This is a genomic window from Candidatus Thioglobus sp. NP1, assembly GCF_003326015.1.
Classification (GTDB): Bacteria; Pseudomonadota; Gammaproteobacteria; order PS1; family Pseudothioglobaceae; genus Pseudothioglobus; species Pseudothioglobus singularis_A.
This window is the reverse complement of the sequence record NZ_CP023860.1, coordinates 1547973-1572010: the sequence shown is the minus strand read 5'-3', so window position 1 is coordinate 1572010 and position 24038 is coordinate 1547973. Positions and strand designations below refer to the sequence as shown.

Annotated in this window: 25 protein-coding genes and 1 tRNA gene; 14 read left to right on the top strand and 12 right to left on the bottom strand. The window is 33.3% G+C overall.

The window, feature by feature from the left end:
* Window positions 1-17 precede the first annotated feature (17 nt).
* The 3 genes from CRN91_RS08065 (at window position 18) to CRN91_RS08055 (ending at window position 1365) form a co-directional block, all read left to right on the top strand.
* Window positions 18-578, top strand: a complete 561-nt coding sequence (locus CRN91_RS08065) for a CDP-alcohol phosphatidyltransferase family protein (protein WP_114115914.1) — start codon at window positions 18-20, stop codon at window positions 576-578.
* Complete coding sequence (locus CRN91_RS08060) at window positions 575-1246, top strand: HdaA/DnaA family protein (RefSeq protein WP_114115913.1); 672 nt, start codon at window positions 575-577, stop codon at window positions 1244-1246. The genes CRN91_RS08065 and CRN91_RS08060 overlap by 4 nt, the downstream gene beginning before the upstream one ends.
* A 34-nt stretch (window positions 1247-1280) precedes the next feature.
* A tRNA-Leu gene (locus CRN91_RS08055) sits at window positions 1281-1365 on the top strand.
* A 20-nt stretch (window positions 1366-1385) separates the two neighbouring features.
* Here the strand turns inward: CRN91_RS08055 and CRN91_RS08050 are convergent.
* The 3 genes from CRN91_RS08050 to CRN91_RS08040 are packed head-to-tail and all read right to left on the bottom strand — an operon-like array spanning window position 1386 to window position 4026.
* Window positions 1386-1943, bottom strand: coding sequence for a TetR/AcrR family transcriptional regulator (locus CRN91_RS08050; protein WP_114115912.1), 558 nt, complete (start codon window positions 1941-1943; stop codon window positions 1386-1388).
* Between the two features lie 6 nt (window positions 1944-1949).
* Window positions 1950-2858, bottom strand: coding sequence for an oxidoreductase (locus CRN91_RS08045; protein WP_114115911.1), 909 nt, complete (start codon window positions 2856-2858; stop codon window positions 1950-1952).
* Between the two features lie 22 nt (window positions 2859-2880).
* Window positions 2881-4026, bottom strand: a complete 1146-nt coding sequence (locus CRN91_RS08040) for an MBL fold metallo-hydrolase (protein WP_114116090.1) — start codon at window positions 4024-4026, stop codon at window positions 2881-2883.
* 171 nt (window positions 4027-4197) lie between these two features.
* Between CRN91_RS08040 and CRN91_RS08035 the strand changes: the two genes are divergently transcribed.
* From CRN91_RS08035 to CRN91_RS08000, 8 genes are all read left to right on the top strand, one after another.
* Window positions 4198-6105 (top strand): heme lyase CcmF/NrfE family subunit, encoded by a 1908-nt coding sequence (locus tag CRN91_RS08035; protein ID WP_114115910.1) that lies wholly within the window; start codon window positions 4198-4200, stop codon window positions 6103-6105.
* A gap of 23 nt (window positions 6106-6128) precedes the next feature.
* Window positions 6129-6914, top strand: coding sequence for a c-type cytochrome biogenesis protein CcmI (ccmI, locus tag CRN91_RS08030; RefSeq protein WP_114116089.1), 786 nt, complete (start codon window positions 6129-6131; stop codon window positions 6912-6914).
* A gap of 5 nt (window positions 6915-6919) precedes the next feature.
* A complete protein-coding gene (dapE, locus tag CRN91_RS08025) occupies window positions 6920-8047 on the top strand; it encodes a succinyl-diaminopimelate desuccinylase (protein WP_114115909.1) in 1128 nt (375 codons plus the stop codon).
* 12 nt (window positions 8048-8059) lie between these two features.
* Window positions 8060-8734: a tRNA (guanosine(37)-N1)-methyltransferase TrmD gene (gene trmD / locus CRN91_RS08020; protein WP_114115908.1), complete on the top strand. Its 675-nt coding sequence runs from the start codon at window positions 8060-8062 to the stop codon at window positions 8732-8734.
* Window positions 8735-8816: 82 nt separating this feature from the next.
* Complete coding sequence (dapA, locus tag CRN91_RS08015; protein ID WP_114115907.1) at window positions 8817-9707, top strand: 4-hydroxy-tetrahydrodipicolinate synthase; 891 nt, start codon at window positions 8817-8819, stop codon at window positions 9705-9707.
* Window positions 9704-10765, top strand: a complete 1062-nt coding sequence (bamC, locus tag CRN91_RS08010; RefSeq protein WP_114115906.1) for an NlpB/DapX family lipoprotein — start codon at window positions 9704-9706, stop codon at window positions 10763-10765. The genes dapA and bamC overlap by 4 nt, the downstream gene beginning before the upstream one ends.
* Before the next feature lie 36 nt (window positions 10766-10801).
* Window positions 10802-12703: a BRCT domain-containing protein gene (locus tag CRN91_RS08005; protein WP_114115905.1), complete on the top strand. Its 1902-nt coding sequence runs from the start codon at window positions 10802-10804 to the stop codon at window positions 12701-12703.
* A 43-nt stretch (window positions 12704-12746) separates the two neighbouring features.
* A complete protein-coding gene (locus CRN91_RS08000) occupies window positions 12747-13334 on the top strand; it encodes an ANTAR domain-containing response regulator (RefSeq protein ID WP_114115904.1) in 588 nt (195 codons plus the stop codon).
* 21 nt (window positions 13335-13355) lie between these two features.
* Here CRN91_RS08000 and CRN91_RS07995 read toward each other — a convergent pair whose 3' ends face one another.
* The 5 genes from CRN91_RS07995 to lpxL form a co-directional block, all read right to left on the bottom strand.
* A complete protein-coding gene (locus tag CRN91_RS07995) occupies window positions 13356-13670 on the bottom strand; it encodes a phosphoribosyl-ATP diphosphatase (RefSeq protein ID WP_114115903.1) in 315 nt (104 codons plus the stop codon).
* A complete protein-coding gene (gene hisI / locus CRN91_RS07990) occupies window positions 13663-14043 on the bottom strand; it encodes a phosphoribosyl-AMP cyclohydrolase (protein WP_114115902.1) in 381 nt (126 codons plus the stop codon). The genes CRN91_RS07995 and hisI overlap by 8 nt, the downstream gene beginning before the upstream one ends.
* Before the next feature lie 72 nt (window positions 14044-14115).
* Window positions 14116-15210, bottom strand: a complete 1095-nt coding sequence (gene prfB / locus CRN91_RS07985; protein WP_114115901.1) for a peptide chain release factor 2 — start codon at window positions 15208-15210, stop codon at window positions 14116-14118.
* A 70-nt stretch (window positions 15211-15280) separates the two neighbouring features.
* On the bottom strand, window positions 15281-15541 hold the full coding sequence (gene rpsO, locus CRN91_RS07980) for a 30S ribosomal protein S15 (protein ID WP_114115900.1): 261 nt from the start codon (window positions 15539-15541) through the stop codon (window positions 15281-15283).
* 83 nt (window positions 15542-15624) lie between these two features.
* On the bottom strand, window positions 15625-16530 hold the full coding sequence (gene lpxL / locus CRN91_RS07975; protein WP_114115899.1) for an LpxL/LpxP family Kdo(2)-lipid IV(A) lauroyl/palmitoleoyl acyltransferase: 906 nt from the start codon (window positions 16528-16530) through the stop codon (window positions 15625-15627).
* Window positions 16531-16571: 41 nt separating this feature from the next.
* Between lpxL and dnaG the strand changes: the two genes are divergently transcribed.
* Window positions 16572-18386 carry a DNA primase gene (gene dnaG / locus CRN91_RS07970; protein ID WP_114115898.1) on the top strand — a complete coding sequence of 605 codons (1815 nt, stop codon included), beginning with the start codon at window positions 16572-16574 and terminating at the stop codon, window positions 18384-18386.
* Here dnaG and CRN91_RS07965 read toward each other — a convergent pair.
* From CRN91_RS07965 to mraZ, 4 genes are read right to left on the bottom strand one after another with little or no spacing between them, the layout of a single operon-like run.
* Window positions 18383-20236, bottom strand: coding sequence for a peptidoglycan D,D-transpeptidase FtsI family protein (locus tag CRN91_RS07965; RefSeq protein WP_114115897.1), 1854 nt, complete (start codon window positions 20234-20236; stop codon window positions 18383-18385). The genes dnaG and CRN91_RS07965 overlap by 4 nt on opposite strands.
* Entirely contained in the window at window positions 20233-20508 is a 276-nt protein-coding gene (locus tag CRN91_RS07960; RefSeq protein ID WP_114115896.1) for a cell division protein FtsL, read from the bottom strand. The genes CRN91_RS07965 and CRN91_RS07960 overlap by 4 nt, the downstream gene beginning before the upstream one ends.
* Window positions 20502-21455 (bottom strand): 16S rRNA (cytosine(1402)-N(4))-methyltransferase RsmH, encoded by a 954-nt coding sequence (gene rsmH, locus CRN91_RS07955; protein ID WP_114115895.1) that lies wholly within the window; start codon window positions 21453-21455, stop codon window positions 20502-20504. Before rsmH ends, CRN91_RS07960 begins: the two co-directional genes overlap by 7 nt.
* A 3-nt stretch (window positions 21456-21458) precedes the next feature.
* The gene (mraZ, locus tag CRN91_RS07950; RefSeq protein WP_114115894.1) at window positions 21459-21911 is read right to left on the bottom strand and encodes a division/cell wall cluster transcriptional repressor MraZ; all 453 of its coding nucleotides are present in this window, start codon (window positions 21909-21911) and stop codon (window positions 21459-21461) included.
* A 143-nt stretch (window positions 21912-22054) separates the two neighbouring features.
* On the opposite strand from mraZ, the gene CRN91_RS07945 reads away from it, so the two are divergent.
* Together CRN91_RS07945 and CRN91_RS07940 are read left to right on the top strand one after the other, a co-directional pair.
* The gene (locus tag CRN91_RS07945) at window positions 22055-23395 is read left to right on the top strand and encodes a trimethylamine monooxygenase (protein ID WP_114115893.1); all 1341 of its coding nucleotides are present in this window, start codon (window positions 22055-22057) and stop codon (window positions 23393-23395) included.
* Between the two features lie 138 nt (window positions 23396-23533).
* Window positions 23534-24016, top strand: a complete 483-nt coding sequence (locus CRN91_RS07940; RefSeq protein WP_254424935.1) for a hypothetical protein — start codon at window positions 23534-23536, stop codon at window positions 24014-24016.
* Window positions 24017-24038 lie beyond the last annotated feature (22 nt).

The window sequence follows — 24038 nt, the reverse complement described above, 5'->3', positions numbered from 1 at the left end:
TTAAAGTAGACATAGTAATGAGCTTCTCAATGCTACCTAATGCACTTTCTATAATACGCATAATTTTAACAGTTCCCATCGTTATAGCGCTATTAAAAGAGCAGTATCTTTTAACATTGATGCTATTTTTATTTGCAGGGATTACTGATGCTTTAGACGGTTGGATCGCTAAACAGTTTTCTTTTCAGTCAAGATTGGGTTCAATATTGGATCCCATGGCAGATAAAATATTATTAGCCAGTACCTTTCTAGGTTTATATTGGGTGGGTATTCTCCCTTTATGGCTATTATTATTAATTTTTGTCCGTGATATTATTATAGTTGCTGGCGCACTAGGATATTTTTTGGGAGAAATGAATGAGAGTACTGAGCTACTAGAGCCAACTCTAATAAGTAAGTTCAATACCGTTCTTCAGATTGCATTAATTCTCTTTCTGCTAGTTATGCAGATTTATATAGAATTAAATACCTTTAAAGATATGTTGTATATAGTCATTGCTACTTCTACTGGCCTTAGTGGAGCAGATTATATGTGGCTTTGGATCAAAAAGTTTATCCTACAAGAGGCTAAAAAATGAATCAACTTGGCCTTCCAATCTCACTTAATTCAAAAATGTTACTGGATAATTTCATTGGTAATAGTGAGCTAATAAATTATATTAATAGTATTTCATATAATAATGAAGCATCAGAAATCTATGTCTATGGAGAAGAGGGTCTTGGAAAAACTCATCTACTACAAGGTGCCGTAATAAGGGCTCTTAATGATGGGAAAAATGCAATTTATATTGATTGTAATGATTCGTTTCCTGAGCATATTCTTGATTCTGTAGATGAATTTAAGTTGATCAGCATTGATAATATTAATTTCATTAATAATACTAATCAAGATTTATTTTTTGATTTTTATAACAGAGCAAGACAGGCTAAAAATATAACTATCGTGGTTAGTGGTAATTTTCTTCCAAGTAATCTAAATATCATGAAAGATATGAAGACTCGCCTTAGTTTAGCTGTAGTTTTTAAGCTTGATATTCTTGATGATGATTCTACTATGGTTGTTTTAAATAATCAGATGAGTGAAAGAAACCTAACTATAGACTCCAAGGTCTATAAATATTTATTTAAAAACTATTCTCGTGATCTGAAAGTTTTATTATCAGTAATTAATGATTTAGATAAATTATCACTTCAGTCTAAACAAGCAATCTCCATTCCATTCGTCAAAAAAACACTTCAGCTTTAAAAACTTTAATAATTGGGTATAATTCAAAATCTTCGCGGGGGTGGTGGAATTGGTAGACACGCTGGATTTAGGTTCCAGTGTCGCAAGACGTGAGAGTTCGAGTCTCTCTCTCCGCACCATACAACTTTATAAAGAGCTCTCAGGAGCTCTTTTTCATAATATCCCAGATTACATTAAGTTCGCTCTCACTTGGCTTCGTAAGATTTCTTAATTTTAAGTTTTTTATGATAGTTTCAGTTGCTGACCAACTTATTTGAAAGAGTAGGTCAAAATCAATATCTCTAAAATAACCTTCTTTAAAGAAAAGTTTCATCTCAGTCATTGATTTTTCAAAATTTTTGAAGCCTATTGCTCTTGCCTCTTCAGAAACCATTGGGTCGATATCAACTAAACCTAAAAAGATAAATTCATTGTAGTTATTTGAAAAATACTCAATAATTTTTCGAGACGCTTCTTTGAACTTAAGTTCAATGCTTGAATTGTCAGGCATATTGTCATTTAAGTCAGAAAAAGCATTTTTTTTAATGCTTATGTATATTGTATCAATAAGCTCTTGCTTTGATTTAAAGTGCACAAACAGCGTTCCAGAGGCAACCCCTGCTTTTTTGCTAATTTGCGCAGTTGAAGTCGCTTGAATACCTTGACTAGCAAACAGTTCTAGAGCGCTTTGATAGATTTTATCTTTGGTTGAGAGCATTATTTTTTAGTCAATAGAGTAACTCACTCCAGTTAGTTCTTCAGATAGCTTCCAAAGTTTTTTTGCATTATCTACATTATATGATAAATCATTTGATTTAACTAATACAGGGTAACCTTTCATACCGCCCATTGATGGAGAGCCAAAATAATTATCTGACTTGGCAGTTGGATCAGTAGCTGCTCTAAGACCTCCAAGAGCCCCTACCATAACTTTCTGTCCAAGAAAAATATTCATAAAATTTGCCATACCAGAATGCCTCTGAAGATCTGTAGCAGTCCACCCTGGATGTGAAGCTAATACCATTGGACTTCCTTTATCCTGACCAAGTTTACGAGATAGTTCATAGGTGAAATATAAATTTGCTAGTTTAGTGTCAGCATAGGCGCTCCAGGTTTTATATTTTCTTTTTTCCCAATTAAGATCATCAAAATCAATATTTCCAGAGGTGTGAGCAATACTAGCTACATTTACAACTCTTGAATTTGGCGTCTTTTTGAGTAGAGATATTAGTTGACCTGTTAAAGCAAAATGACCTAAATGATTCGTGCCCATCTGGATCTCAAATCCATCTCTTGTTTTTGAATAAGGGCAGGCCATTATGCCAGCGTTATTGATAAGGCAGTCTAGTGCTTTGTATTTTTTGTTTATAGATATTGAGAAATTATTGACTGATTCGAGGCTTGATAAATCTAGCTCTTGAATATCTATCTTTGCATTTTTATTTTCAGCAAGAATTTCTTTTTTTATAGAATTAGATTTTTTAATATTTCTAGCAGCCATAATGATGGTTGCGTTTTTTCGAACAAGAACTTTAATTGATTCTTTACCAAGGCCACTCGTTGGTCCAGTTACTATAAAAATTTTCCCTGATTGATCAGGGATATTTGATTCGTTCCAATTTTCTTTTTTCATTTTTTTCCTTAAATATTTTAATTTAATTTCTAAGTTTTTCCCACCAAGGGTTATTTGGTAGGTTGGTTAGTTCAAATACTTCACCAATCATTGGGGTTGCAATGTTGACGTTCTTTTTCGCAGCTTCCTTAGTAATTCGAATGATTGGCTCATCCCATGGATGAATCGATAAATCAAATTTAGACCAATGGATTGGAAAAAGGACTTCTGCTTTTAAGTCGATACTGGCTTGAACAGATTCATCAGGAAACATGTGAACATTTGACCAGTCTATGTTGTAAGCACCACTCTCGATAAAGGCAATGTCAAAAGGACCATATTCATTACCTAATTTTTTAAATGTCTCTGAGTATCCTCCATCACCACTGAAATATGCACTTAATGATTTTGATTTAACTATCCAAGAGCCCCATAACGTCGAGTTTCCATTGAACACTCCTCGACCACTAAAGTGAAGTGAAGGCGTAAAGGTAAATTCAATATTTTTATAGTTATTACTCTCATACCAGTCGAGCTCAGTAATTTTATTTTTATTTACCCCCCATCTTTCTAGATGAGCTCCAACTCCTAAGGGCACAATAAAATAATCTACTAGGCCAGATAAATCTTTAATTGCTTTTGAGTCAAGGTGATCATAGTGATCATGAGAAATGAGAACAACATCAACCTTTGGAAGGTCATCAATTAATATTGGATTTTCAAATTCAAATGGCTTTCCATTGAAGAAGTTGCTTTTACTTTTAGAGTTAAATGATGGCAGTGGAGATGCTCTATTAAACACTGGATCAGTCATTACTACTAAGCCCTCTGTGTTCATAAGAAGGGTAGAGTGGCCAAGCCAAACAAACTTTCCTTCAATTAAGTCTTTGCCTTTAAATTTTATTGTTGGAAGTGGCTTTAATGGATTTTTATCTTTAGGTGGAGAGAACCAATCCTTGAAAGTTGCTTTTTTTTCTGAAGAACGAAAGTTAGTATAGTTTGTTTTTATATTTTTGAACTTTCCTTCAATAAAATTTTGAGAATCTTCAATAGTTTTTTGTGCTTTATCATCTGGAATACCTCCAAAAGCTGGTGATACTTTGAGAAAAATAAATATAACAATAGCAATTGCTATTAGAATGTAAATCAGATATTTAGTGATATTAAGTATTGTAAAAAGAATTTCCAAGTATGCCTCCATGTTTCAATTTTGAATAATTATATCTTATTATGAGTGAGTAGTCAGTCATATAAATATTTTTTGGGATATTCCTTTTTAATTTAACAACGTCTATTAGGATTAAACATAAGAAATCCTGTAAAATATTAGCTCTAAAAAACACAATAAAAGTACGGCTATATGTTGATAGAGGTTGGACATTTTGCACTTGTTCTAGCACTGGTTATTTCAGTAATTTTGATTGTAGTCCCTTCAATTGGAATTTATCAGAATAAAGCGTCCCTTTCACAACTCGCTAAACCACTAGTTTGGGGGCAATTTTTTTGGATTGGAGTTGCATTCTTTGTATTAATGAATGCTTTTCTAACAAATGATTTTTCAGTAAAGTATGTTGCAGATAACTCAAATTCTCAGCTTCCAATTTTGTTCAAAGCATCAGCAGTTTGGGGAGCACATGAGGGCTCTTTGCTTTTATGGGTATTTGTTCTTTCAATATGGAGCACTGCAGTCAGTATTTTTTCAAAGCGAATACCTTCAAATTTACTAAATTTAATTCTCATTGTGTTAGGCGCAGTAAACTTTGGCTTCTTACTTTTTTTACTATATACATCAAATCCTTTTGAGCGTCTAATGATTCCTCCATTAGAGGGTCGAGAGCTTAATCCACTTCTACAAGATTTTGGACTAGCAGTTCATCCTCCAATGCTATATATGGGATATGTTGGTTTAGCGGTTCCATTTGCATTTGTTATAGCTGCATTAATTAGAGGGCAGCTTGATAGTTCCTGGTTGAGATGGACTAGGCCATGGACGCTTATTTCATGGGCCTTCTTGACCATTGGTATAACACTTGGTAGTTGGTGGGCATACTATGAACTCGGTTGGGGAGGATGGTGGTTTTGGGATCCTGTTGAAAATGCATCATTTATGCCTTGGTTGATTGCTACTGCGCTTATTCATTCACTAAGTGTTAGTGAAAAAAGAGGAATTTTAAGAAAGTGGACTGTATTACTTTGTATAGGTGGTTTTTCATTAAGCTTATTAGGAACTTTTTTAGTTCGTTCTGGAGTGCTTACATCAGTCCACGCTTTTGCAACAGATCCTGCAAGAGGGTTATTTATCTTAATATTTTTATTTATAGTCATAGGCGGCTCTTTAGCTTTATATGCATGGCGCTATAACTTATTACAAAAAAGTAATCCTATATCTTTATTTTCAAGAGAAACGGGTCTTCTCATAAATAACATACTGCTTGTAACAGCCATGCTTAGCGTTTTACTAGGAACACTTTATCCACTAATTCTTGATACTTTAAATCTTGGAAAAATATCTGTAGGTGTGCCATACTTTAATGCAGTTTTTATTCCAATTATGTTGCCAGCAGTTGTCTTAATGGCAATTTTCCCTTTTGTACGCTGGAAGAAAGATACATTAAAGAGGGTCTCATCTCATCTTCGTCTTCACTGGTTAGGTATTCTTGCTCTAATATTAATTGCAAGAATCTTTGTTACAGATAATATTTTTGTCCTAATTGCTATTGGACTCTTTATTTGGATGTTGGTTCACGTTATGGTTTTATTAATTGCTCGAATGAGATCTAAATCAGTTTTTTCATTCGCCTTTATTGGGATGCTTATTGCCCATTTAGGGATTGCAGTTTTTACACTGGGCGCTACTGTAACAACTCAAATGGGAATTGAAAAAGATATCAAAATGAGTTTTGGTGAGACGCAAAATATTGCAGGTTATGACTTTGTATTCAATGGGGTAAATCGATATCAAAGAGATAATTATGCTGGCTTTATGGGCAATATAACGGTATTTAAAGATGGTAAAGAGGTAACGACACTTATGCCAGAGAAGCGTTATTATCAAAGTGGTATGCCTATGACAGAAGCTTCGATTCATCCCTCTCTAGCTAGAGATCTTTATGTGGCTTTAGGTGAGGAGCTAGTTGAAAATTCTTGGAGTGTAAGAATATACTATAAACCACTTGTCAGATGGATATGGCTGGGTGGCTTAATGATTGCTTTAGGAGCACTATTTGCAGCAATTGATAGACGTTACTTTTTAAGGGCTAAATCATGATCTTTAGCTGGCAAATCATTTTAATGATTGTAATATCGATTCTCTTCATATCTTGGTTTCTTTATAGACCCATAAAGGAAACCCTTAGTGATGATGATTCAAATATTCAGATTAATAAGCAAAGACAAAATGAATTAATATCAGATAAATCTATTGGTCTAATTGAGGAACAATATTTTAAAGAGGCTGAGAATGAGATTATTGGTACTTTAGCATCAGAATTGAAAAGTAATGAGTCTAAAAACTTTGAAATTAAACCTCTTATATGGGTCATCTCAATTGCAGTATTTATTGCAATAATCTCATTATCTCTATATTCTCAATTAGCACCAAAAATTATTCCAAATGCATCAGATAATTCTTCAGAGTCATTTAGTATGGATGAAAGTCTTGATGCATTGAAAGAATATTTGGTTGAAAATCCAGATGATTTTTCAGCATGGCTGATGCTTGGAATGGCCCAGGCTGGAATTGGTGATGTGGATGACTCTATTATTTCATTTGAAAATGCCTTTAAAATTAATTCTAATGATATTGATTTACTTCTCCAATATGCAACTGCATTATCCTTAAATCAAGATGGTGCTTTTATTGGGGCCCCCAAAGAGCTAATTGAAAAAGCTCTTACCATCAGTCCTCAGTCAGAACAAGTACTATATTTCGCTGGAATTGTAGCAGCACAAGAAGCAAATTTTGACTTAGCAAGGGATTATTGGGAAAAGGCACTCTACATAATGCCAGATAGTCACCCCGATAGAGGAATTATTGAGGAGGCTCTAGAAACAATTTCAAATTTACAAGTAAAATAACAACTATGAGTCAAACAATAGAACTAGCAAAATCACTTATAAGTAAAGCATCAGTCACACCTGATGATAATGGTTGTCAAACAATCATGATCGATCGACTAAAAAAAATTGGTTTTACAATCAAGCAGCTTAAGTTTGATGATGTTGATAATTTCTGGGCAATCCATGGAAATAGTGGCCCTCTATTCGCTTTTGCTGGACATACCGATGTTGTTCCTGCTGGTGATACTAATGCATGGAATACTGAGCCATTTGAGCCAACCATAAAAGATGGCTTTTTGTATGGTCGGGGTGCTGCAGATATGAAAGGTGGGCTTGCTTCAATGGTTACTGCAACAGAACAGTATATTAAAAAAAATCCAAATCATAACGGCATAATTGCTTTTTTAATAACTTCTGATGAAGAGGGAGTGGCAATTAATGGAACTACTAAGGTTATGGATTACCTTAAAGAAAATAACCAAAAGATAGATTATTGCTTACTAGGCGAACCTTCATCTTCCTCTGTCCTTGGAGACGTTATTAAAAATGGAAGAAGAGGATCATTAAATGGTGTTTTAAAAGTAAAAGGAAAGCAAGGCCATATTGCATATCCTCAATTAGCTGAAAACCCTAATCATATTATTACACCTGCATTGAATGATTTATGTAATCAAAAATGGGATAGTGGTAACGATTATTTTCCTGCAACCTCTTTTCAAATTTCAAATATTCATTCTGGTCAGCGAGTAACTAATATCATTCCTGGTGAAATTGAAGTTATGTTTAATTTTAGATATTCAACAGAGACAACTAAAGAAGAGTTACAGCAAACAGTTAATAATATTTTAGACAGTCATAATCTTAATTATGAAATTACTTGGTCTCATTCTGGATATCCATTTTTGACTCCTCAAGGAAAACTAGTTTCTGCATGTGTTGATGCGATTCATGCTACTAAAGGAATTCAGCCTGAGCTCTCAACCTCTGGGGGAACCTCTGATGGGAGATTTATTGCTCAAGAAGGCACACAAGTTGTAGAACTTGGGCCAATTAACGCAACTATTCATCAGATTAATGAATGTGTTTTAGCTGAGGATCTTGATGATTTAAGTGAGATTTATTATCAAGTGCTTACGAACATACTTGTGTAACTTTCATTGCAAATGAAATTTGATGTTATAACCCTCTTTCCTGAAATGTTTTCTGCTATCAAGGATGAAGGCATCATTGCAAGGGCATTAAAGAAGTCAATCATTGAAATTAATACATGGCAACTCAGAGACTTTAGCGCTAATAAATATAAAAATGTTGATGATAAGCCCTATGGCGGCGGTTCTGGCATGGTTATGCAGGTTGAGCCAATAAGGAATTGTATTAAAGAGATTAAGAAGAAAAATTCAGATACTAAAGTTATCTACTTGTCTCCTCAAGGCCAAAAGTTAGATCAAAAATTGGTAGAAGAATTAGCAAATTTTGAATCTTTAACCATGCTTTGTGGAAGATATGAAGGTGTTGATGAAAGGATTATTGAGAATGATATTGATTATGAGATTTCTATTGGGGATTACGTAATTAGTGGAGGTGAGTTAGCTGCTATGGTAGTTATTGATGCAATAAGTCGTCGATTGCCTAATGTTTTGGGAAATGCTGCATCTTTAAAAGACTCATTCACTGATGATTTACTTGATTATCCTTACTATACTAGGCCTGACGAATTAGATGGACAACAAGTACCTGAAGTGCTTTTAAGTGGTAATCAGGCAAAAATTGATGCATGGCGTATTGAACAGTCACTCAAAAAGACAAGGCAGAAAAGACCCGACTTATTAGCTAAGTAAAACAATCAATATAAAGCATCAGTAGAATTGTTTTTGAAGGGCCAATCGTATATAATTATAGGTATATTTTATTAGTTTTTTTATGAAAAATAAACACTCATTTATAGGTTCAAGTGTTGCATTAATTACTCCAATGTTTGATGATGGAGTTGTGGATTATGATGCTCTCAATCAATTAATTGATTTTCATATAGATGCTGGAACAACAGCAATAGTTTCTGTTGGAACTACTGGAGAGTCTGCAACTGTTGGAGTTAAAGAGCATCTCAAAATCATTGACCACACTATTAAATATTCATCCCAAAGGATTCCAATTATTGCTGGTACAGGTGCTAATTCTACATCTGAAGCAATAGACCTTACTAAGGAAGCTAAACGGCTTGGTGCTGATGCATGTTTATTAGTAACCCCTTATTATAATAAGCCAACTCAAGAAGGTCTTTTCCAACACTTCAAGTCAATCGCTGAAAGTGTTGCAATTGATCAGCTTCTTTATAATGTTCCAGGAAGAACTGCAGTAAATATGACTGTAGAAACAACTGCTAGACTTGCAGAAATTGATAATATTATTGGAATTAAGGATGCTACAGGTGATTTATCAGTCATAAAGCAATTAGTTAAAAAGTGTCCAGAAGATTTTTTATTATTAACTGGAGATGATGCTACTGCTGTTGATTTTCTTATTTCTGGTGGGCATGGTGGTATTTCAGTAACTGCAAATATAGTCCCTAAAGAACTACAAAAGGTATACTTAGCAGCTATATCTGGACAGTCTGATAAAGCTATAGAATTAAATAGTAAGATTTATAAGCTTCATAAAAATTTGTTTATTGAGTCTAACCCAATTCCTGTTAAATGGGCTCTTCACAAAATGGGAAAATGTGGCAAAGGAATTAGACTTCCATTATTAGAATTATCTAATGAGTTCAAATCAATTATTGAGCGTGACTTAGAGGAATTAAATTTAGCATGAAAAATATCAATTATCTAACTATTATTATGATAAGCTTTTTGATTGCAAGCTGTTCTAAAATTACTGATCCAGTCAAGGAAATTAGTCTAGGTAATCGAGTAATGAATTATGAGGCTGATGAAAAAGTTGATTCATTAGTAATTCCTCCAGATTTAACGGCACCAAGTTCAAAGGGTGCTTTCACTGAAGTTGTTATATTAAGTGATGATAATAATGTTGCTCAAAGAATTCAAAACGTTGAAGTAAAACGTGATAAATATAGACGTTGGCTTGTTGTAGATCTTCCTCCAGAAGAAGTTTGGAGCCTCACCAAAGAATTTTTTAGATCTTATAATTTCAAGATTGAAAAAGAAAATCAAAAAATTGGTATTTTAGAAACTGATTACCTTGAGATAGAAACAGTAGTTCCAGATAAATCGCTTGGTGCTATTCGTGCTGGTTTAGCAAAAGTTTTGCAAACACAATATGGCCTTCCGATAGCTGATAAATATCGAGTTCGAATTGAACCATTAGAGGATCAAAATAAGTCTGAAGTTTATTTGACTCTTTCATCAATTGGCGAGGTTATTGATGGTGCAATGAGAAAATGGCAACCAAGAGAAAAAGATGTTGAGCTTGAGACAGAAATGTTATTAACGCTAATGGTGTTTCTAGGAAATGATAGAGAAGGGGCTATTGAAAAAATACAATCGAATAATTTTATTAATGAAGTAATTGTTTCAGTAGAGACCTCTGATAATGGCTATGCCAGTCTTAATTTCCCTCATGATAAAGATCAGTCATGGCGTTATCTTGGTTGGGCTCTTGATGAGCTAAATATTGATATAGAGGATAGAGACTCAATTGAGGGTAGTTACTTCATTCAAGTTGAGCCATATTCTGGGTATTTCTCTAGACTTTTAAACACAGCCTCTTCTGTGAAGACATATCAGTTGATTGTGAGAGAAGTTGGCGAACTATCAACTTATATTTATTTTGTTGATTTAGAAGAAGAACATGAAGATGATACAATAACTTATAGTTTTGAACTTTTCAATCAAATTGCTTCAAAGTTTTAATCCTCTTATAATTTATAGCTAGATTTTATTTAAATCATGCTTACCAACATACAAATTCAAGATATTACTAATCAGAGAATTCTGATAAGTGATTTAACGGATGAAGATTTACTTGAATTTTGTAAATTTGCAAACCAAAGATACAGGGATGGAAGCCCTATTATTAGTGATGAGGATTATGATTTTATATATGCTCTTGAGCTATCAAAAAGACTTCCAGACCATCCTTTTTTGCAAAAAGTTGAAGATGAAAATGTAGGCTTTTCAGAAGAAAAAATTAAACTTCCTGAGAAAATGCTTTCCACTGATAAGGCATACAGTTGGGAGGAAGTTAATAAATGGCTAGAAAGGATTAGGAAGTTTTCAGAGGAAATAAATTTCTCACTTGATAATATTCAAATTAAAGGTACCGCTAAATTAGATGGTTTTGCGGGATTTGATGATGGTAATAAACTTTATACCAGAGGTGATGGAAATAAAGGCAGTGATATAACTAGAGTATTTGATAGAGGGCTTGGAACTTTTAATAATAGTCATAGAGGTCAGGGACCTGGAGAAATTGTTGTTAAAAGAAGCTATTTTGAAAAACATCTTAGTGGGCATTTTGAGTATCCAAGAAACTTTCAAGCAAGTTTAATAAAAGAAAAAGAATTAGATCAGTTTGCTAAAGATGCTATTGCTAATGAAGCGGCTTTATTTGTCCCTTTTAGCCAGTTACCTTTTTGGGCTGGAAGTATTAGTGAATTTACAAATAATTTCAATTCTATCGTAAGTGATTTAGAGAGTGGTGTTGATTTTGATATTGATGGGGTAGTCTTTGAAATAGTAAATTCTGAGCTTAAATCGCATATGGGATCTAATAGAAAATTTCATCGCTGGCAAATAGCTTTTAAAGAAAATAAAGAAAAAGCACAAGTTAAGGTCTTATCAGTAACTGCACAAGTTGGAAGAACTGGAAAGATAACACCCGTTGCAGAGCTAGAACCCACCCAACTTAGTGGAGCAACCATATACCGAGCTTCTGGTCATCATTATGGTCTTGTGAAGGAACAAGGCTTAGGCTCTGGAAGTATTATTGAGTTAACTCGAAGTGGCTTAGTAATTCCAAAAATAAATAAAGTCATAAGATCTGTCAAGGCAGAAATTCCATCAAAGTGTCCAAGTTGTGATGAAAATTTAACGTGGGAATCTGATTTTTTAATGTGTCTTAATCATGAGACCTGTAAAGATCAAATTATTGGAAAAATTATATATTTTTATAAAGTACTTGCTAACAATGATGGATTTGGTGAAGCTACAATTCAAAAGCTATATGATGAAGGTATTAGAAATGTTGGCGATATTTATAAATTAACTGAATTTAATTTAGTATCAATGGGTTTTGGCGAAAAAACCTCTCAAAATCTAATTAACCAATTAATTCGATCACGACAAGAAAGTATTGAGGATTGGCGATTCTTGGCCGCGTTTGGTGTTTTAAGATTAGGAATGGGAAATTGTGAAAATTTATTGAAAAACTACCCACTTGATAAAGTCTTTGATTTATCAGTAGACGATATCTCAAATATTGATGGATTTGCTGAATTAACAGCAGAGTTAATATTTAATGGTCTTCTTAACATCAAGCCTCAATATGAGAATTTAATTAAAGATGGTTTCGAGTTAGAAAAAACACTTATATTAGGTGAGACTTACACTAGTGATAACCTATATCATAATAAAAAAATTGTTTTTACTGGATCAATGAGTAGTTCTCGAGCAGAGTTACAAAAACAAGCAAAAGCTTTTGGCGCGATTGTAGGGTCAAGTGTTAGTTCAAAAACTGATTTATTAATTATTGGTGAGAATGTTGGTCAATCAAAAATAAAAGCTGCTGAAAAATATGGAGTTGAAATTCTTTCTGAAGCAGAATATCTCCAAAAACTTGTTAAGTTATAATTAAAAGACATAAAATATCACAGATGAAAAAAAGTTGAATATTATGAAACAAACTGCACTTAAAATTATATTAGTCGATGAAAATATGGGGCGATCAGCAATTCTGCGTCGTGCTCTTCAAGATAAGGGTCATGAGGTTATAAGTCGTTTAGAGGGTAGCTCTAATCTTGCTGTTAGTAATGAAATTACACATGCCGATGTTGTAATAGTCAACGCAGATATTCCAGATGAAGCAGTTTTTGCTAATCTCAGAGATGTTAATAAAACTAAACCAAAGCCTATTGTTATGTTTACTGAAAGCTCAGGAGAAGAAATGACAGGCACAGCTGTTAAATCTGGAGTTAATGCTTATATTGTTGATGGCTTGGAAGAGAAGAGAGTTCAGCCAATAATTGATGTAGCAATTGCCCGATTCAGGGAGTTCCAAGCACTTAAGGATGAACTGGATGCGACTCGAAGTCAGTTAGCTGAGAGAAAAGCAGTAGAAAAAGCCAAAGGCCTATTAATGAAGCATAAAAAAATCACTGAAGATGAAGCTTACCAAATGCTTAGAAAGATGGCAATGGATAAAAATAAAAGGATTGCTGAAGTTTCTGAAGGTGTTATAAGTGCTGTAGAGTTACTCGAGTAAAGTTAAAAGTATATTTCACTATCAACTTCTGGAGGCCTTTTCTTCAAGACCAGATATTCCAAATCTTTTTGCGAGCTCAGACTCAATTTCCTCTATGCTAATATTTTTATGTCGAAGTAAAACTAAACTATGAAACCAAAGGTCAGCAACCTCATGAATAATTTCTTCTTTACCTTCATTTTTTGCAGCCATTATTACTTCTTCTGATTCTTCACTAATCTTTTCTAAAATTTTATTTGTACCTTGATTGTATAAAGAGGCAACATATGAATTATCTTTTGAAGCTGATTTTCTATCTTCAAGAATCTTCTCTATAGCTTGTAGAATTTTATCCATATATTTCTTTAGGATCCTTTATGACTTCTGAAATACTTATCCATTTATCATTTTCTAGCTTATTAAAAAAACAATTAGCACGACCAGTGTGACAGGCAATGCCACCTTTTTGATTGACCTTTAGCAAAATTACATCCTTATCACAGTCAGTAAAAATTTCAATTATTTGCTGAGTATTCCCAGACTCTTCACCTTTGAACCAGAGTTTTTCCCTAGATCTTGAGAAGTAAACCGCCTTTTTAGTTTTTACTGAGAGTGTTAGCGCTTCTTTATTCATCCAAGCCATCATTAGAATCTCATTAGATGAGAAATCTTGAGTAACAACAGGTACGAGACCCTTATCATTAAATTGGATTTTATCTAAAGCACTCATATAGTTTTTTAAGCCAATATTCCTTATAAAATCAATTTTACCAATGCATCTTGAATATATGAAGCTTAATTTTTATAGTCCTGCTTTTAAACTTGCCTCTATAAATTGATCTAAATTGCCATCAAGAACGTCTTGAGTATTACTACTTTCGATGCCCGTTCGTAAATCTTTAATACGAGATTGATCAAGGACATATGAGCGAATCTGATGACCCCATCCGATATCAGATTTTAAGTCCTCAAGATCTTGTTTTTCGCTATTTCTTTTCTGCATTTCAAGTTCATAAAGTTTTGATTTTAATTGCTTCATTGCTTGGTCTTTGTTAGCATGTTGCGATCTTCCATCTTGACACTGAACCACAGTGGAAGTTGGTAAATGTGTAATTCTAACTGCAGACTCAGTTTTATTAACATGCTGACCACCTGCACCCGATGCTCGATAAGTGTCAATACGAAGTTCAGAGGGGTTAATATCTATATCAATTTCATCATCAACTTCTGGAGAAACAAATACTGATGAAAATGAGGTATGCCTTTTCCCATTGGCATTATAAGGCGACTTTCTAACTAAGCGATGAATTCCTATTTCGCTTCGAAGCCAACCAAATGCATAAGATCCATCAAAATGTATTGTCGCAGATTTTATTCCAGCAACTTCTCCAGGAGAAACCTCCATCAGTTTGACTTTGAAGTTATGTTTTTCGCCCCACCGTAAATACATTCTTAATATCATTTCAGCCCAATCTTGTGCTTCTGTTCCACCTGAACCTGATTGGATATCAAGATAAGCAGAATTTTGATCCATTTCACCACTAAACATTCTCTCAAACTCATATTGAGAAATTATTTTTTCTATTTCATTTAAATCAAAAATTATTCCATTTACAGCATCTTCATCATTTTCACTTTCAGACAAAACAAGTAACTCTTTTGCATCATTTAGAATGCTTGAAGATTGGGAAAATGCTTTGCAAAGATTTTCTAACTTAACCTTTTCTTTCCCTAGAGATTGAGCTTTATCTGGATCAGACCAAATTTCAGAATTTTCTAACTCAAGTCTTACCTCATCTAAGCGATCTCTCTTCTCATCAACAACTAAATGCATTGATAAAACACTCAAACGTTCTTTGAGTTCAGATATTTTTTGGTAATTAGCTGATAGTTCCATAATGCTATTTTAATCTGAAAACAAAAAAAAAGCCCCAAAATAGGGGCTTTTATTAATTCCAGCTTATCACTTATTTTCTTAAACCTAAGCGTGAAATTAAATTTGCATATGAATTGATATCACTATTCTTAATATAAGTAAGTAATTTTTTACGCTGAGATACTAAACGAAGCAGACCTCTTCTAGAGTGATGATCTTTTTTATGAGTCTGAAAATGCTCTGTTAAATGTTTAATTCTAGCTGTTAATAGGGCAACCTGAACATCAACTGAGCCAGTATCAGAGGCGTCTTTTTGGTATTCTTTAATAATCGCTTGTGTATCAATTGACATAATAAGATGTTATATGTGATTAAAAATAAAAAAATGAATTATACGCTAATTTTTTGAATTGTTCTATTTCTAATGGGATATTATTACATATCATTATAAAAATTTTCTTGACCATCAGGCCTTGTTTTAAAGCGACGATGAATCCATAAATATTGCTCAGGAGCTTTAATTATTTGATTTTCTAGAATTTTATTGGTTGTTGTTGCATCCTTAATAGGATCATTAGAGGGATAGTTTTTAATTGGTTTGTCAAATGACATTTCATAGCCATGTTTAGTTCTTATAAAACTGTATGGAATAACTCTAGTATTATTATTTTTTGCAAGTCTTGCTGTTGCAGAAGCTGTCGCAGTTTCTATTCCAAATAAAGGTGCAAAAACACTATTATTGATTCCTAGATCTTGGTCGGGAGCATACCAGATTGGAAGACTATTTTTAATTGCCTTTAAGATTGACCTTGTATCTTTACTTTTAATCATTACAGCACCATTTCTTGTATATCCTTTAACCATAACTTTGTCAAATAATTTATTATTTTGAGGTCGATAAACATTAGCAATAGTATTTTCAAGAAGTAAAGCACGGCTTCCTAGCATTAGTGGCATAAAATGTGAGCATAGTAAGATTATTCCTCCTTCATCCTTAAGGGCATCAGAGAAGAAATGTTTATTACTAATAGATAATAATTTTTTAATTTTTCTATCGCTTCCATAATAGGCATTTGCAGTCTCAAAAAGACTAATCCCAATTGCATCAAAGTGTTGTTTAACAAGCAAAGTAACCTGTGGCTGTTTTTTCTCAGGAAAACAATTGGAGATATTAGAGTATGCAGTTTTCCGTAATTTTTTCATAAAAGGATAGATTAACTTACCGATTACCTTACCAAGAATGACTTGAAATTGAAAAGGAATAAAAACTCCAATTCGCATTAGTAGAATTAATATCCAGGTTGGATAAAATTTAGGGTGAATAAATTCGATTTTTAACATTAAAATAAAAAGAAATGAAAGTAAAAATAACCTTATAAATTATGCCATTTATTGACAGAGATTTTATCAATGATTTGCCCAATAGAGTAGATATTGTTGGTCTAATTAATAAGCGTGTGCCTTTAAAGAAGGCAGGAAAGGACTATAAAGCCTGTTGCCCCTTCCATGAGGAGAAAACTCCATCTTTTACCGTTGTACCAACTAAACAAATATACCACTGTTTTGGCTGTGGTGAGAGTGGTGGAATAATAGATTTTATAATGAAGTTTGATCATCTTGCTTTTGTTGAGGCTATAGAAACGGTTGCTGGTGAATCTGGTGTTTCAGTTGTATATGATCAAACTGCTAAGCCAGTTGATTCTAGATTTAAGCGCTTCAATAAATTGATGTCTGAAGTAAGTGATTTTTATCAGAGCCAGTTAAAAAATTCTGCAGCAAAAAAGAAAGTTGTTGATTATGCTAAGAAGCGAGGAATAAGTGGAAGTATTGCTAAAAGATTTGAGCTTGGCTTCGCTCCCCCTGGATGGACGAATCTTTATGATGACTTTAAAAGAAGTGATGAGAATGTTCATGATCTTGAAGTTATGGGATTACTTGTAGCAAAAAAAGATAAAGAGAGTGATTACTATGATCGTTTTCGAGATCGCTTAATGTTCCCTATTCATAATACTAAGGGGAACGTTATTGGATTCGGAGGGAGGGTTCTTTCTGACAAGGATAATCCAAAATATCTCAATTCTCCTGAAACTCCACTTTTTTCTAAATCAAAAGAACTTTATGGTTTATATCATTGTCGCAAATATAGTAGAAGGATTGATTATATTTTAGTTGTTGAAGGTTACATGGACGTAATTGCTCTTCATCAACAAGGAATAACAAGTGTGGTGGCTACTCTTGGAACAGCTACTACTCCAGCCCACTTGCAAGTTTTATCCCGCTCTGCAGAAACAATTGTCTTTTGCTTTGATGGCGATAAAGCAGGAAGAGATGCAGCATGGAAGGCACTAAAGACATCATTACCAGCAATTACAGCAGGATTACTAATTAAGTTTTTGATTCTGCCAAATGGTGAAGATCCAGATACTTTAATTAAACGTGAGTCAGTAAAATCCTTTTCTAAGAGAATTAATGATGCTCAAACCTTATCAAGTTTTTTGTTTGATCATATTAAAGCTAAGGTACCTTTCAATACAATTGAAGGAAAAACTCTTTTTTTAGAAAAAACTGCTGAATTAATAAATTTAGTTACTTATCCTACTTATCGTCAACAATTAGTAGAGGGAGTGGCCCAAGAAGTAGGTCAAAAAATTGATCAAGTAGAAAAAGCATTAGCGCAAAATCCTCCGAATGAGCGTCAAGTTTCTGAGGAGAATCTGAGTTGGTCAGATCAATCATTTCAAAAAAAGATAATCCCTTCTTCTGTCTCAAGCATGAAGAGCTTGATGTCAAGAATGATTTCATGCGTTATAAATTACCCCTCAATAGTTAATGAAACTGAATCTTCTAGTGTAATTGAAGAGAGGGCAAGAAGACTTCCAAATTCAGATGTATTAGTTGAGTTAATTCGTTATTCCCAAGTTGAAACAGATTTGTCCAAGGACGCACTTCTTATGCCCTACAAATCCAAACCTCGAATCTTTTCAAGATTAGAAGAACTTAGTGTTTTGGAGCCATTTCTTAGTGAATATGAGGCGAAAGAAGAATTTAGCTATACTCTCACAGCTGCTGAGAAATTTCATGAAAGAAAATCAACAAAAGCATCTATTTCTGAAGCAAAAACCTATGAAGAACAAAAAGTAGTAATGGAAAATATTATGAAAGGAAAGAGTAATTCTAATTCAAGCAAAAAGACTTAACCCTCAAGCTTGGGCTCAATTTCTGGGTCATTAACAAGTATTCTTTCCATTGCTCTTTTAAATGCCATAGCTGCAGAATTTGACCCTTCACATCGGTTTCTTAGAGTGGGATCCCAGGAAACATAGCATTTTTTAGGGTAGTCGAGTCTAACAGCCATAATATACTTAGGGTTGATAACAGGAGAAAAACCTACAAAGTATGTACGTTTAGCTCCATCTTTACTATATTTTCCATCAATAACCATTTCTGCAGTACCTGTTTTTCCAGCTATATCATAACCCTCTATTGCAGCTCGATAACCAGAGCCATTATCAGAAGCTACTGAATCAAGTATTTCAGCAATTTTTTTTGTAGACTCAGGACTAAAGACCTGCTTAATTTGCTCATTCTTTGAGTCTTTTATAAGTTTGAGTGATGGTAAGCCCCCATCATTTGCAAACACAAGGTATGCCCTTGCAAGCTGTGCTAGATTAGTATTCATAGGTCCATGCCCAAAAGACAATGAACGTTTATCCTTCATACCCCATTTACTATGATGTCTTAGGATTCCTGGATTTTCTAAGCTTGGCATTAATCCTAATGATTTGCCAAATCCCAGTTTTTCCCAAGAATTATAAAAATCCTCATTTTCAAGTCTTTCAGCAACCTTTACAGTTCCAAGATTATGTGATTTCTCTAAAATTAATTTGATAGTCATTTCAAAATATTTATCATCTGGCATTATATTGCCAACCCTTTCAGTTACATCGATTAATTCATCATTTGAGGCAGAAATTACTCCTTTATCGAGAGCAAGTAGCATAGTAAATGGCTTCATTGTTGAGCCAGGCTCAGTCTTGTCAGAAAAGACACGATTTCTATAGTCATCAGCACTATATTTTTGCTGATCATTTGGATTTGTTGAGGGGTAATTAGCTAGGGCAAGTATTTCACCATTTGGTGAGAGTACAATAGCCGAGGCTGCATCTGCCTCATGAAACTCTGCTTGCTCTTTTATTGCATTAAAAACATGGAATTGGATATCTGAATCAATAGTTAAATTAATATCTAATCCATTTTTAAATTTCTTAATAACTTCATTTTCATAATAGATATTAGAATTAGATTTACTATCAGTTATTTTTTTAATTCCATTTATTCCAGCTAAATATTGATCGTATTCAGCCTCAATTCCAAATACACCAGAATTATCTGTATTAGTTTTGCCAAGCAATGGTGCTAAAGTATCTTTTTTGGGATAGTACCTGAAAGCATTTGTTTCAACTGCAACTCCTGCAATTATCTTTTTGCCACAAGACTTCTTTTCAATTTTTTCTTTCATTGGCAACTTAATATTAATTAAAAGCTTAGCTTTATCCATAAGGGTGTTAGAGGGTTTTACAAATTTAATTTCACACACATCTAACCATTGTTTTTTTTGTTTTAATCTTGCAATATTTTTAAGAATTGGATCGGTAACTTTTAAATTTTTCTTAACAATAAAATATTTACGGTTATTAGCTCTCTTACTATCAATAGTTTTTCTTAATTCATCCACAGGAACTATCAAAGCTTCTGCTAATGCCTCTAAATACTCATCTTGGATAATCATTGGGTCAAGATTTATTCTTTTATGAATTAAATTTATTGCCAAAATTTTGCCTTCTCTATCAAGAATATTTCCTCTAATAGCTTTTTCATTGAATATTTTTTCTGATTTATTTGACGCCATAACCTTTAAGGCTGAGTCATTTGCCTCAATATTAGAAATAGTAAAAGCTCTGAAAATAAATAATAAAACTATAGCAATAAAACAAATTTTTACTAGTGCTTGTCTATTACTATAATTCTGAACTCGCTTGAGTTTCATATTGATACCTCATCTATCTTAATTGGCTCAAACATCTTTAAGTCTTGCTTTGATTTTTGATAAATCAGGACACCACTTTCAAGTTCAGAGTATTCCATCAATAATTGTCTATTTATTGCATTCAAGTGTTCATATTCTTTACTAACAAGTTTCTCTTCATTATGTAATTCATACATTTGATGATGCCAATGAATAGTTAAAATTGAAATTAAAACGACTAAAAATATTAGTAATGAATTAATAATGAAAGTCTTTTTTAAAATTGCTAGCATTTTTCAACTAATCTAAGGATGGCACTTCTAGATCTTCTATTTGTATGCAATTCTTCACTGGAAGGCTTAATCTTTGATAAATCTTTGAGAATAAGTTTTTCTTGCTGATTATTAGGAATAGGAAGTCCTCTAGGAACTGCTTTATGGCGTGAATATTTATGAATAAATTGTTTTACAATACGATCTTCTAACGAGTGAAAGCTAATTACTGCAAGTCGACCATTGCCTGAGAGGGTGCCAATAGTTTGCTCAAGTACTTGGGATAATTTTATGAGTTCGTCATTAACTACGATTCTAATTGCTTGAAAAGTACGTGTAGCAGGATGCTTATTTTTGCCTGGTTTTACAACTTTTGCTATTAGATTTGCCAATTCAAGCGTTGTAGTAATATCATTATTTTGTTGATATTTTTTAATATTTGAAGCAATAATTCTACTTCTTTTCTCTTCACCGTATTGATAAAGAGCATTTGCAATTTCAGTCTCTGAGCTCTCTTTAAGCCATTGAGCTGCAGTTAATTTTTGGGTTTGATCCATTCTCATATCAAGAGCCCCATCTTTATTAAAGCTAAATCCTCTTTCAGCATTATCTATTTGTGGAGATGAAATACCTAAATCCATTAAGATTCCATCAATTCTTCCATGTAAATTTAATTTAATTATTTCATTTTCTAGCATTGAAAAATTACTATGAATGAGTGAAAGTCGTGAATCAGTAAGATTAAGTTTTGCATAGTTAATTGCATCAATATCCTGGTCAAACGCAATCACTTTTCCAGATTTCCCAAGATTATCAAGAATTCCTTTGGTATGTCCTCCTCTTCCAAGAGTGGCATCAATATAAATTCCATCAGATTTAATATTAAGACCCTCTATTGATTCTCTAAAAAGAACTGAATCATGATGATTTGATTCTTTTAATGCTTCAGTCTTTGTATTCGATTTCATGGATTACAACGAAATCTTTAAAATTTCCTGAGGTATCTCAATTTGATTACTTAATCTTTCTAGTTTTTCAATTTGTATTTTCCATTGATCCTCATCCCAAATTTCAAAACTATGGCCTTGACCACTTAAAATAGCTTTGGATTTTAAGTTTGCATAATTTTTATGGGAATTAGGAATTAGGATTCTGCCAATCTTATCTAGATCGCATTCATGAGCATGCCCAATAAGTTTTCTAGAGAGTTTTTTAGAATGGACATTTAAAGAGGGTAGCTTAGCAATTTTTCTTTCAAGCATTTTCCAATCTGGAAGTTGGTATAGAACTAAGCACTCATCATCAGGATGAATGCTAAGAATCATTTGTCCAGAGCAATACTTATGAATTTGCTCTTGATGTCGGATAGGAATCTTTATTCTTCCTTTTGCATCAATTGATAAGAGGTGAATTCCACGAAACATAAAACCATTTTATACCATTATCTACCATATATTCCCACAATTAGTAATACACCTTTTTGCTTTACGACTAGTTTCTTTTTTGAAGATAAATCAGCTGATAGTTTCATTTATAATAAAACATTAAATATTTTAAAAGGTAAGTAATGAAGAAGAAAGTAGCAATAATTGGGGCTGGTCCTAGTGGTTTAGCTCAGTTAAGAGCTTTTAAGTCGGCAGAAGAAAAAGGGGCTAAGGTTCCAGAAATTGTTTGCTTCGAAAAACAAGAGAATTGGGGCGGATTATGGAACTATAGCTGGCGAACTGGACTTGATCAGCATGGTGAAATTGCTCATGGGAGTATGTATCGCTATCTATGGTCTAATGGGCCAAAAGAGTGTTTAGAGTTTGCTGATTATTATTTTGAGGAGCATTTTGGTCATCCAATTGCTTCTTTCCCACCAAGAGAAGTCTTGTTTGACTATATTCAGGGAAGAGTAAAGAAGGCTAATGTTAGGGATAAAATTAGGTTCAACACTGCTGTAAAAAATGTTGATTATGATGAAGAAAATGGATTATTTACTGTTACGGCTAGCAACCTTATTGATGATAAAGTTTATGATGAAGAATTTGATTATGTAATTGTAGCCTCAGGACATTTTTCAACTCCAAATGTCCCTAATTACGAGGGATTTAGTCACTTTAATGGAAGGATATTGCATGCCCATGATTTTAGAGATGCGCTTGAGTTTAAAGGCCAAGATATTTTAGTTATTGGAAGTAGCTATTCTGCTGAGGATATTGGCTCTCAATGCTATAAATATGGTGTTAAGTCTATTACTAGTAGTTACCGCAGTGCTCCGATGGGATTTGGTTGGCCAGAAAATTGGGAGGAAAAGCCTGCATTAACTAAAGTTGAGGGAAATACAGCTCATTTTGCAGATGGAAGTTCAAAAGATGTAGACTCAATTATACTTTGTACTGGCTATATTCATCATTTCCCATTTTTACCCGATTCACTTCGACTCAAGACTAATAACATTCTATATCCGTTAGATTTATATAAAGGAGTTATCTGGGAGAAAAATCCAAAACTTATGTATCTAGGTATGCAGGATCAATGGTATACCTTCAATATGTTTGATGCTCAAGCTTGGTATGCTCGAGATGTTATTCTTAAAAAAATAGTCTTACCTTCTTTTGATGAAATGCAAGCTCACACAAAAGAATGGCATGAAAGAGAGACTGCGCAAGATGATGTAGCATATGCGATTGATTTCCAGGGTGCTTATACTCAAATGTTAATAGACGATACAGATTATCCCAACTTTGATATTAAGGGAGTTAATGAAACTTTTATGGATTGGAAGCATAATAAAAAAGATGGTATTATGACTTTTAGAGATAAGTCTCACGCTTCACTTATGACTGGAACTCAATCACCTCCGCACCATACTCCATGGCTAGAGGCGTTGGATGATTCCTTAGAAACCTATTTAGACATATAATTTCAATTATTGTAAAAATCCATTTCAACATATAAAAAACACCTTTTGAATAGATAATAAAGTCTAAAATTCCTGCTTTATTTGCATATAATACAAAGCCTATTTAATGGTTTGTATTATTGTTATTCGGTGAACAGTATGAAGTACCATACAATTGATAAAAATTCAATTGAAAACGTCTTGGAACGTGCTAAGCAATATCGCTCATTACTCCAACCAGAGATGGCTATAAGTATATGTTTGGATATATTTGCAGTTGATAAGAATAATCAAGATACCCTAGTAATTTATATTCTTGCATTGACTGATCAGCTGGGACTAAGTGAATCTAAAATTCATCATAAAAAAATTACTGATAGTATCAAAAGATTAGATTCTGATTTTTTGCGTCATTATTACACTGGAATTTTTCTAGAGAGGCAAGCAAGAAGTCTTCTCAACCACTCAATGTCTAGGTCATTCGCATATAGTGCTTTTAAAGAGGCAATAGCTGAATTTGAAATAGCTGAAAAAATGGCTCCAGAACATTGTGCTGATCCAATTTTGCGATATAACAGTTGTGTTAGAACTATTAAAAAAGAAAATCTTTTACCCCGACAAGAATATGATGATCTCTACTAAAAATAGCACTGTTTTTTTAAAA

Bases quoted from the DNA above. Each gene is read 5' to 3' on its own strand.
- mraZ (WP_114115894.1), bottom strand. From the start codon at position 21,911: ATGTTTCGTGGAATTCACCTCTTATCAATTGATGCAAAAGGAAGAATA.
- prfB (WP_114115901.1), bottom strand. From the start codon at position 15,210: ATGGAACTATCAGCTAATTACCAAAAAATATCTGAACTCAAAGAACGT.
- CRN91_RS08000 (WP_114115904.1), top strand. From the start codon at position 12,747: ATGAAACAAACTGCACTTAAAATTATATTAGTCGATGAAAATATGGGG.
- trmD (WP_114115908.1), top strand. From the start codon at position 8,060: ATGAAATTTGATGTTATAACCCTCTTTCCTGAAATGTTTTCTGCTATC.
- bamC (WP_114115906.1), top strand. From the start codon at position 9,704: ATGAAAAATATCAATTATCTAACTATTATTATGATAAGCTTTTTGATT.
- lpxL (WP_114115899.1), bottom strand. From the start codon at position 16,530: ATGTTAAAAATCGAATTTATTCACCCTAAATTTTATCCAACCTGGATA.
- CRN91_RS07995 (WP_114115903.1), bottom strand. From the start codon at position 13,670: ATGGATAAAATTCTACAAGCTATAGAGAAGATTCTTGAAGATAGAAAA.
- CRN91_RS07960 (WP_114115896.1), bottom strand. From the start codon at position 20,508: ATGCTAGCAATTTTAAAAAAGACTTTCATTATTAATTCATTACTAATA.
- CRN91_RS08060 (WP_114115913.1), top strand. From the start codon at position 575: ATGAATCAACTTGGCCTTCCAATCTCACTTAATTCAAAAATGTTACTG.
- dapE (WP_114115909.1), top strand. From the start codon at position 6,920: ATGAGTCAAACAATAGAACTAGCAAAATCACTTATAAGTAAAGCATCA.
- dapA (WP_114115907.1), top strand. From the start codon at position 8,817: ATGAAAAATAAACACTCATTTATAGGTTCAAGTGTTGCATTAATTACT.
- rsmH (WP_114115895.1), bottom strand. From the start codon at position 21,455: ATGAAATCGAATACAAAGACTGAAGCATTAAAAGAATCAAATCATCAT.
- CRN91_RS07965 (WP_114115897.1), bottom strand. From the start codon at position 20,236: ATGAAACTCAAGCGAGTTCAGAATTATAGTAATAGACAAGCACTAGTA.
- CRN91_RS08065 (WP_114115914.1), top strand. From the start codon at position 18: ATGAGCTTCTCAATGCTACCTAATGCACTTTCTATAATACGCATAATT.
- CRN91_RS08045 (WP_114115911.1), bottom strand. From the start codon at position 2,858: ATGAAAAAAGAAAATTGGAACGAATCAAATATCCCTGATCAATCAGGG.
- rpsO (WP_114115900.1), bottom strand. From the start codon at position 15,541: ATGTCAATTGATACACAAGCGATTATTAAAGAATACCAAAAAGACGCC.
- CRN91_RS08035 (WP_114115910.1), top strand. From the start codon at position 4,198: ATGTTGATAGAGGTTGGACATTTTGCACTTGTTCTAGCACTGGTTATT.
- CRN91_RS07940 (WP_254424935.1), top strand. From the start codon at position 23,534: ATGAAGTACCATACAATTGATAAAAATTCAATTGAAAACGTCTTGGAA.
- ccmI (WP_114116089.1), top strand. From the start codon at position 6,129: ATGATTGTAATATCGATTCTCTTCATATCTTGGTTTCTTTATAGACCC.
- CRN91_RS07945 (WP_114115893.1), top strand. From the start codon at position 22,055: ATGAAGAAGAAAGTAGCAATAATTGGGGCTGGTCCTAGTGGTTTAGCT.
- hisI (WP_114115902.1), bottom strand. From the start codon at position 14,043: ATGAGTGCTTTAGATAAAATCCAATTTAATGATAAGGGTCTCGTACCT.
- CRN91_RS08005 (WP_114115905.1), top strand. From the start codon at position 10,802: ATGCTTACCAACATACAAATTCAAGATATTACTAATCAGAGAATTCTG.
- dnaG (WP_114115898.1), top strand. From the start codon at position 16,572: ATGCCATTTATTGACAGAGATTTTATCAATGATTTGCCCAATAGAGTA.
- CRN91_RS08050 (WP_114115912.1), bottom strand. From the start codon at position 1,943: ATGCTCTCAACCAAAGATAAAATCTATCAAAGCGCTCTAGAACTGTTT.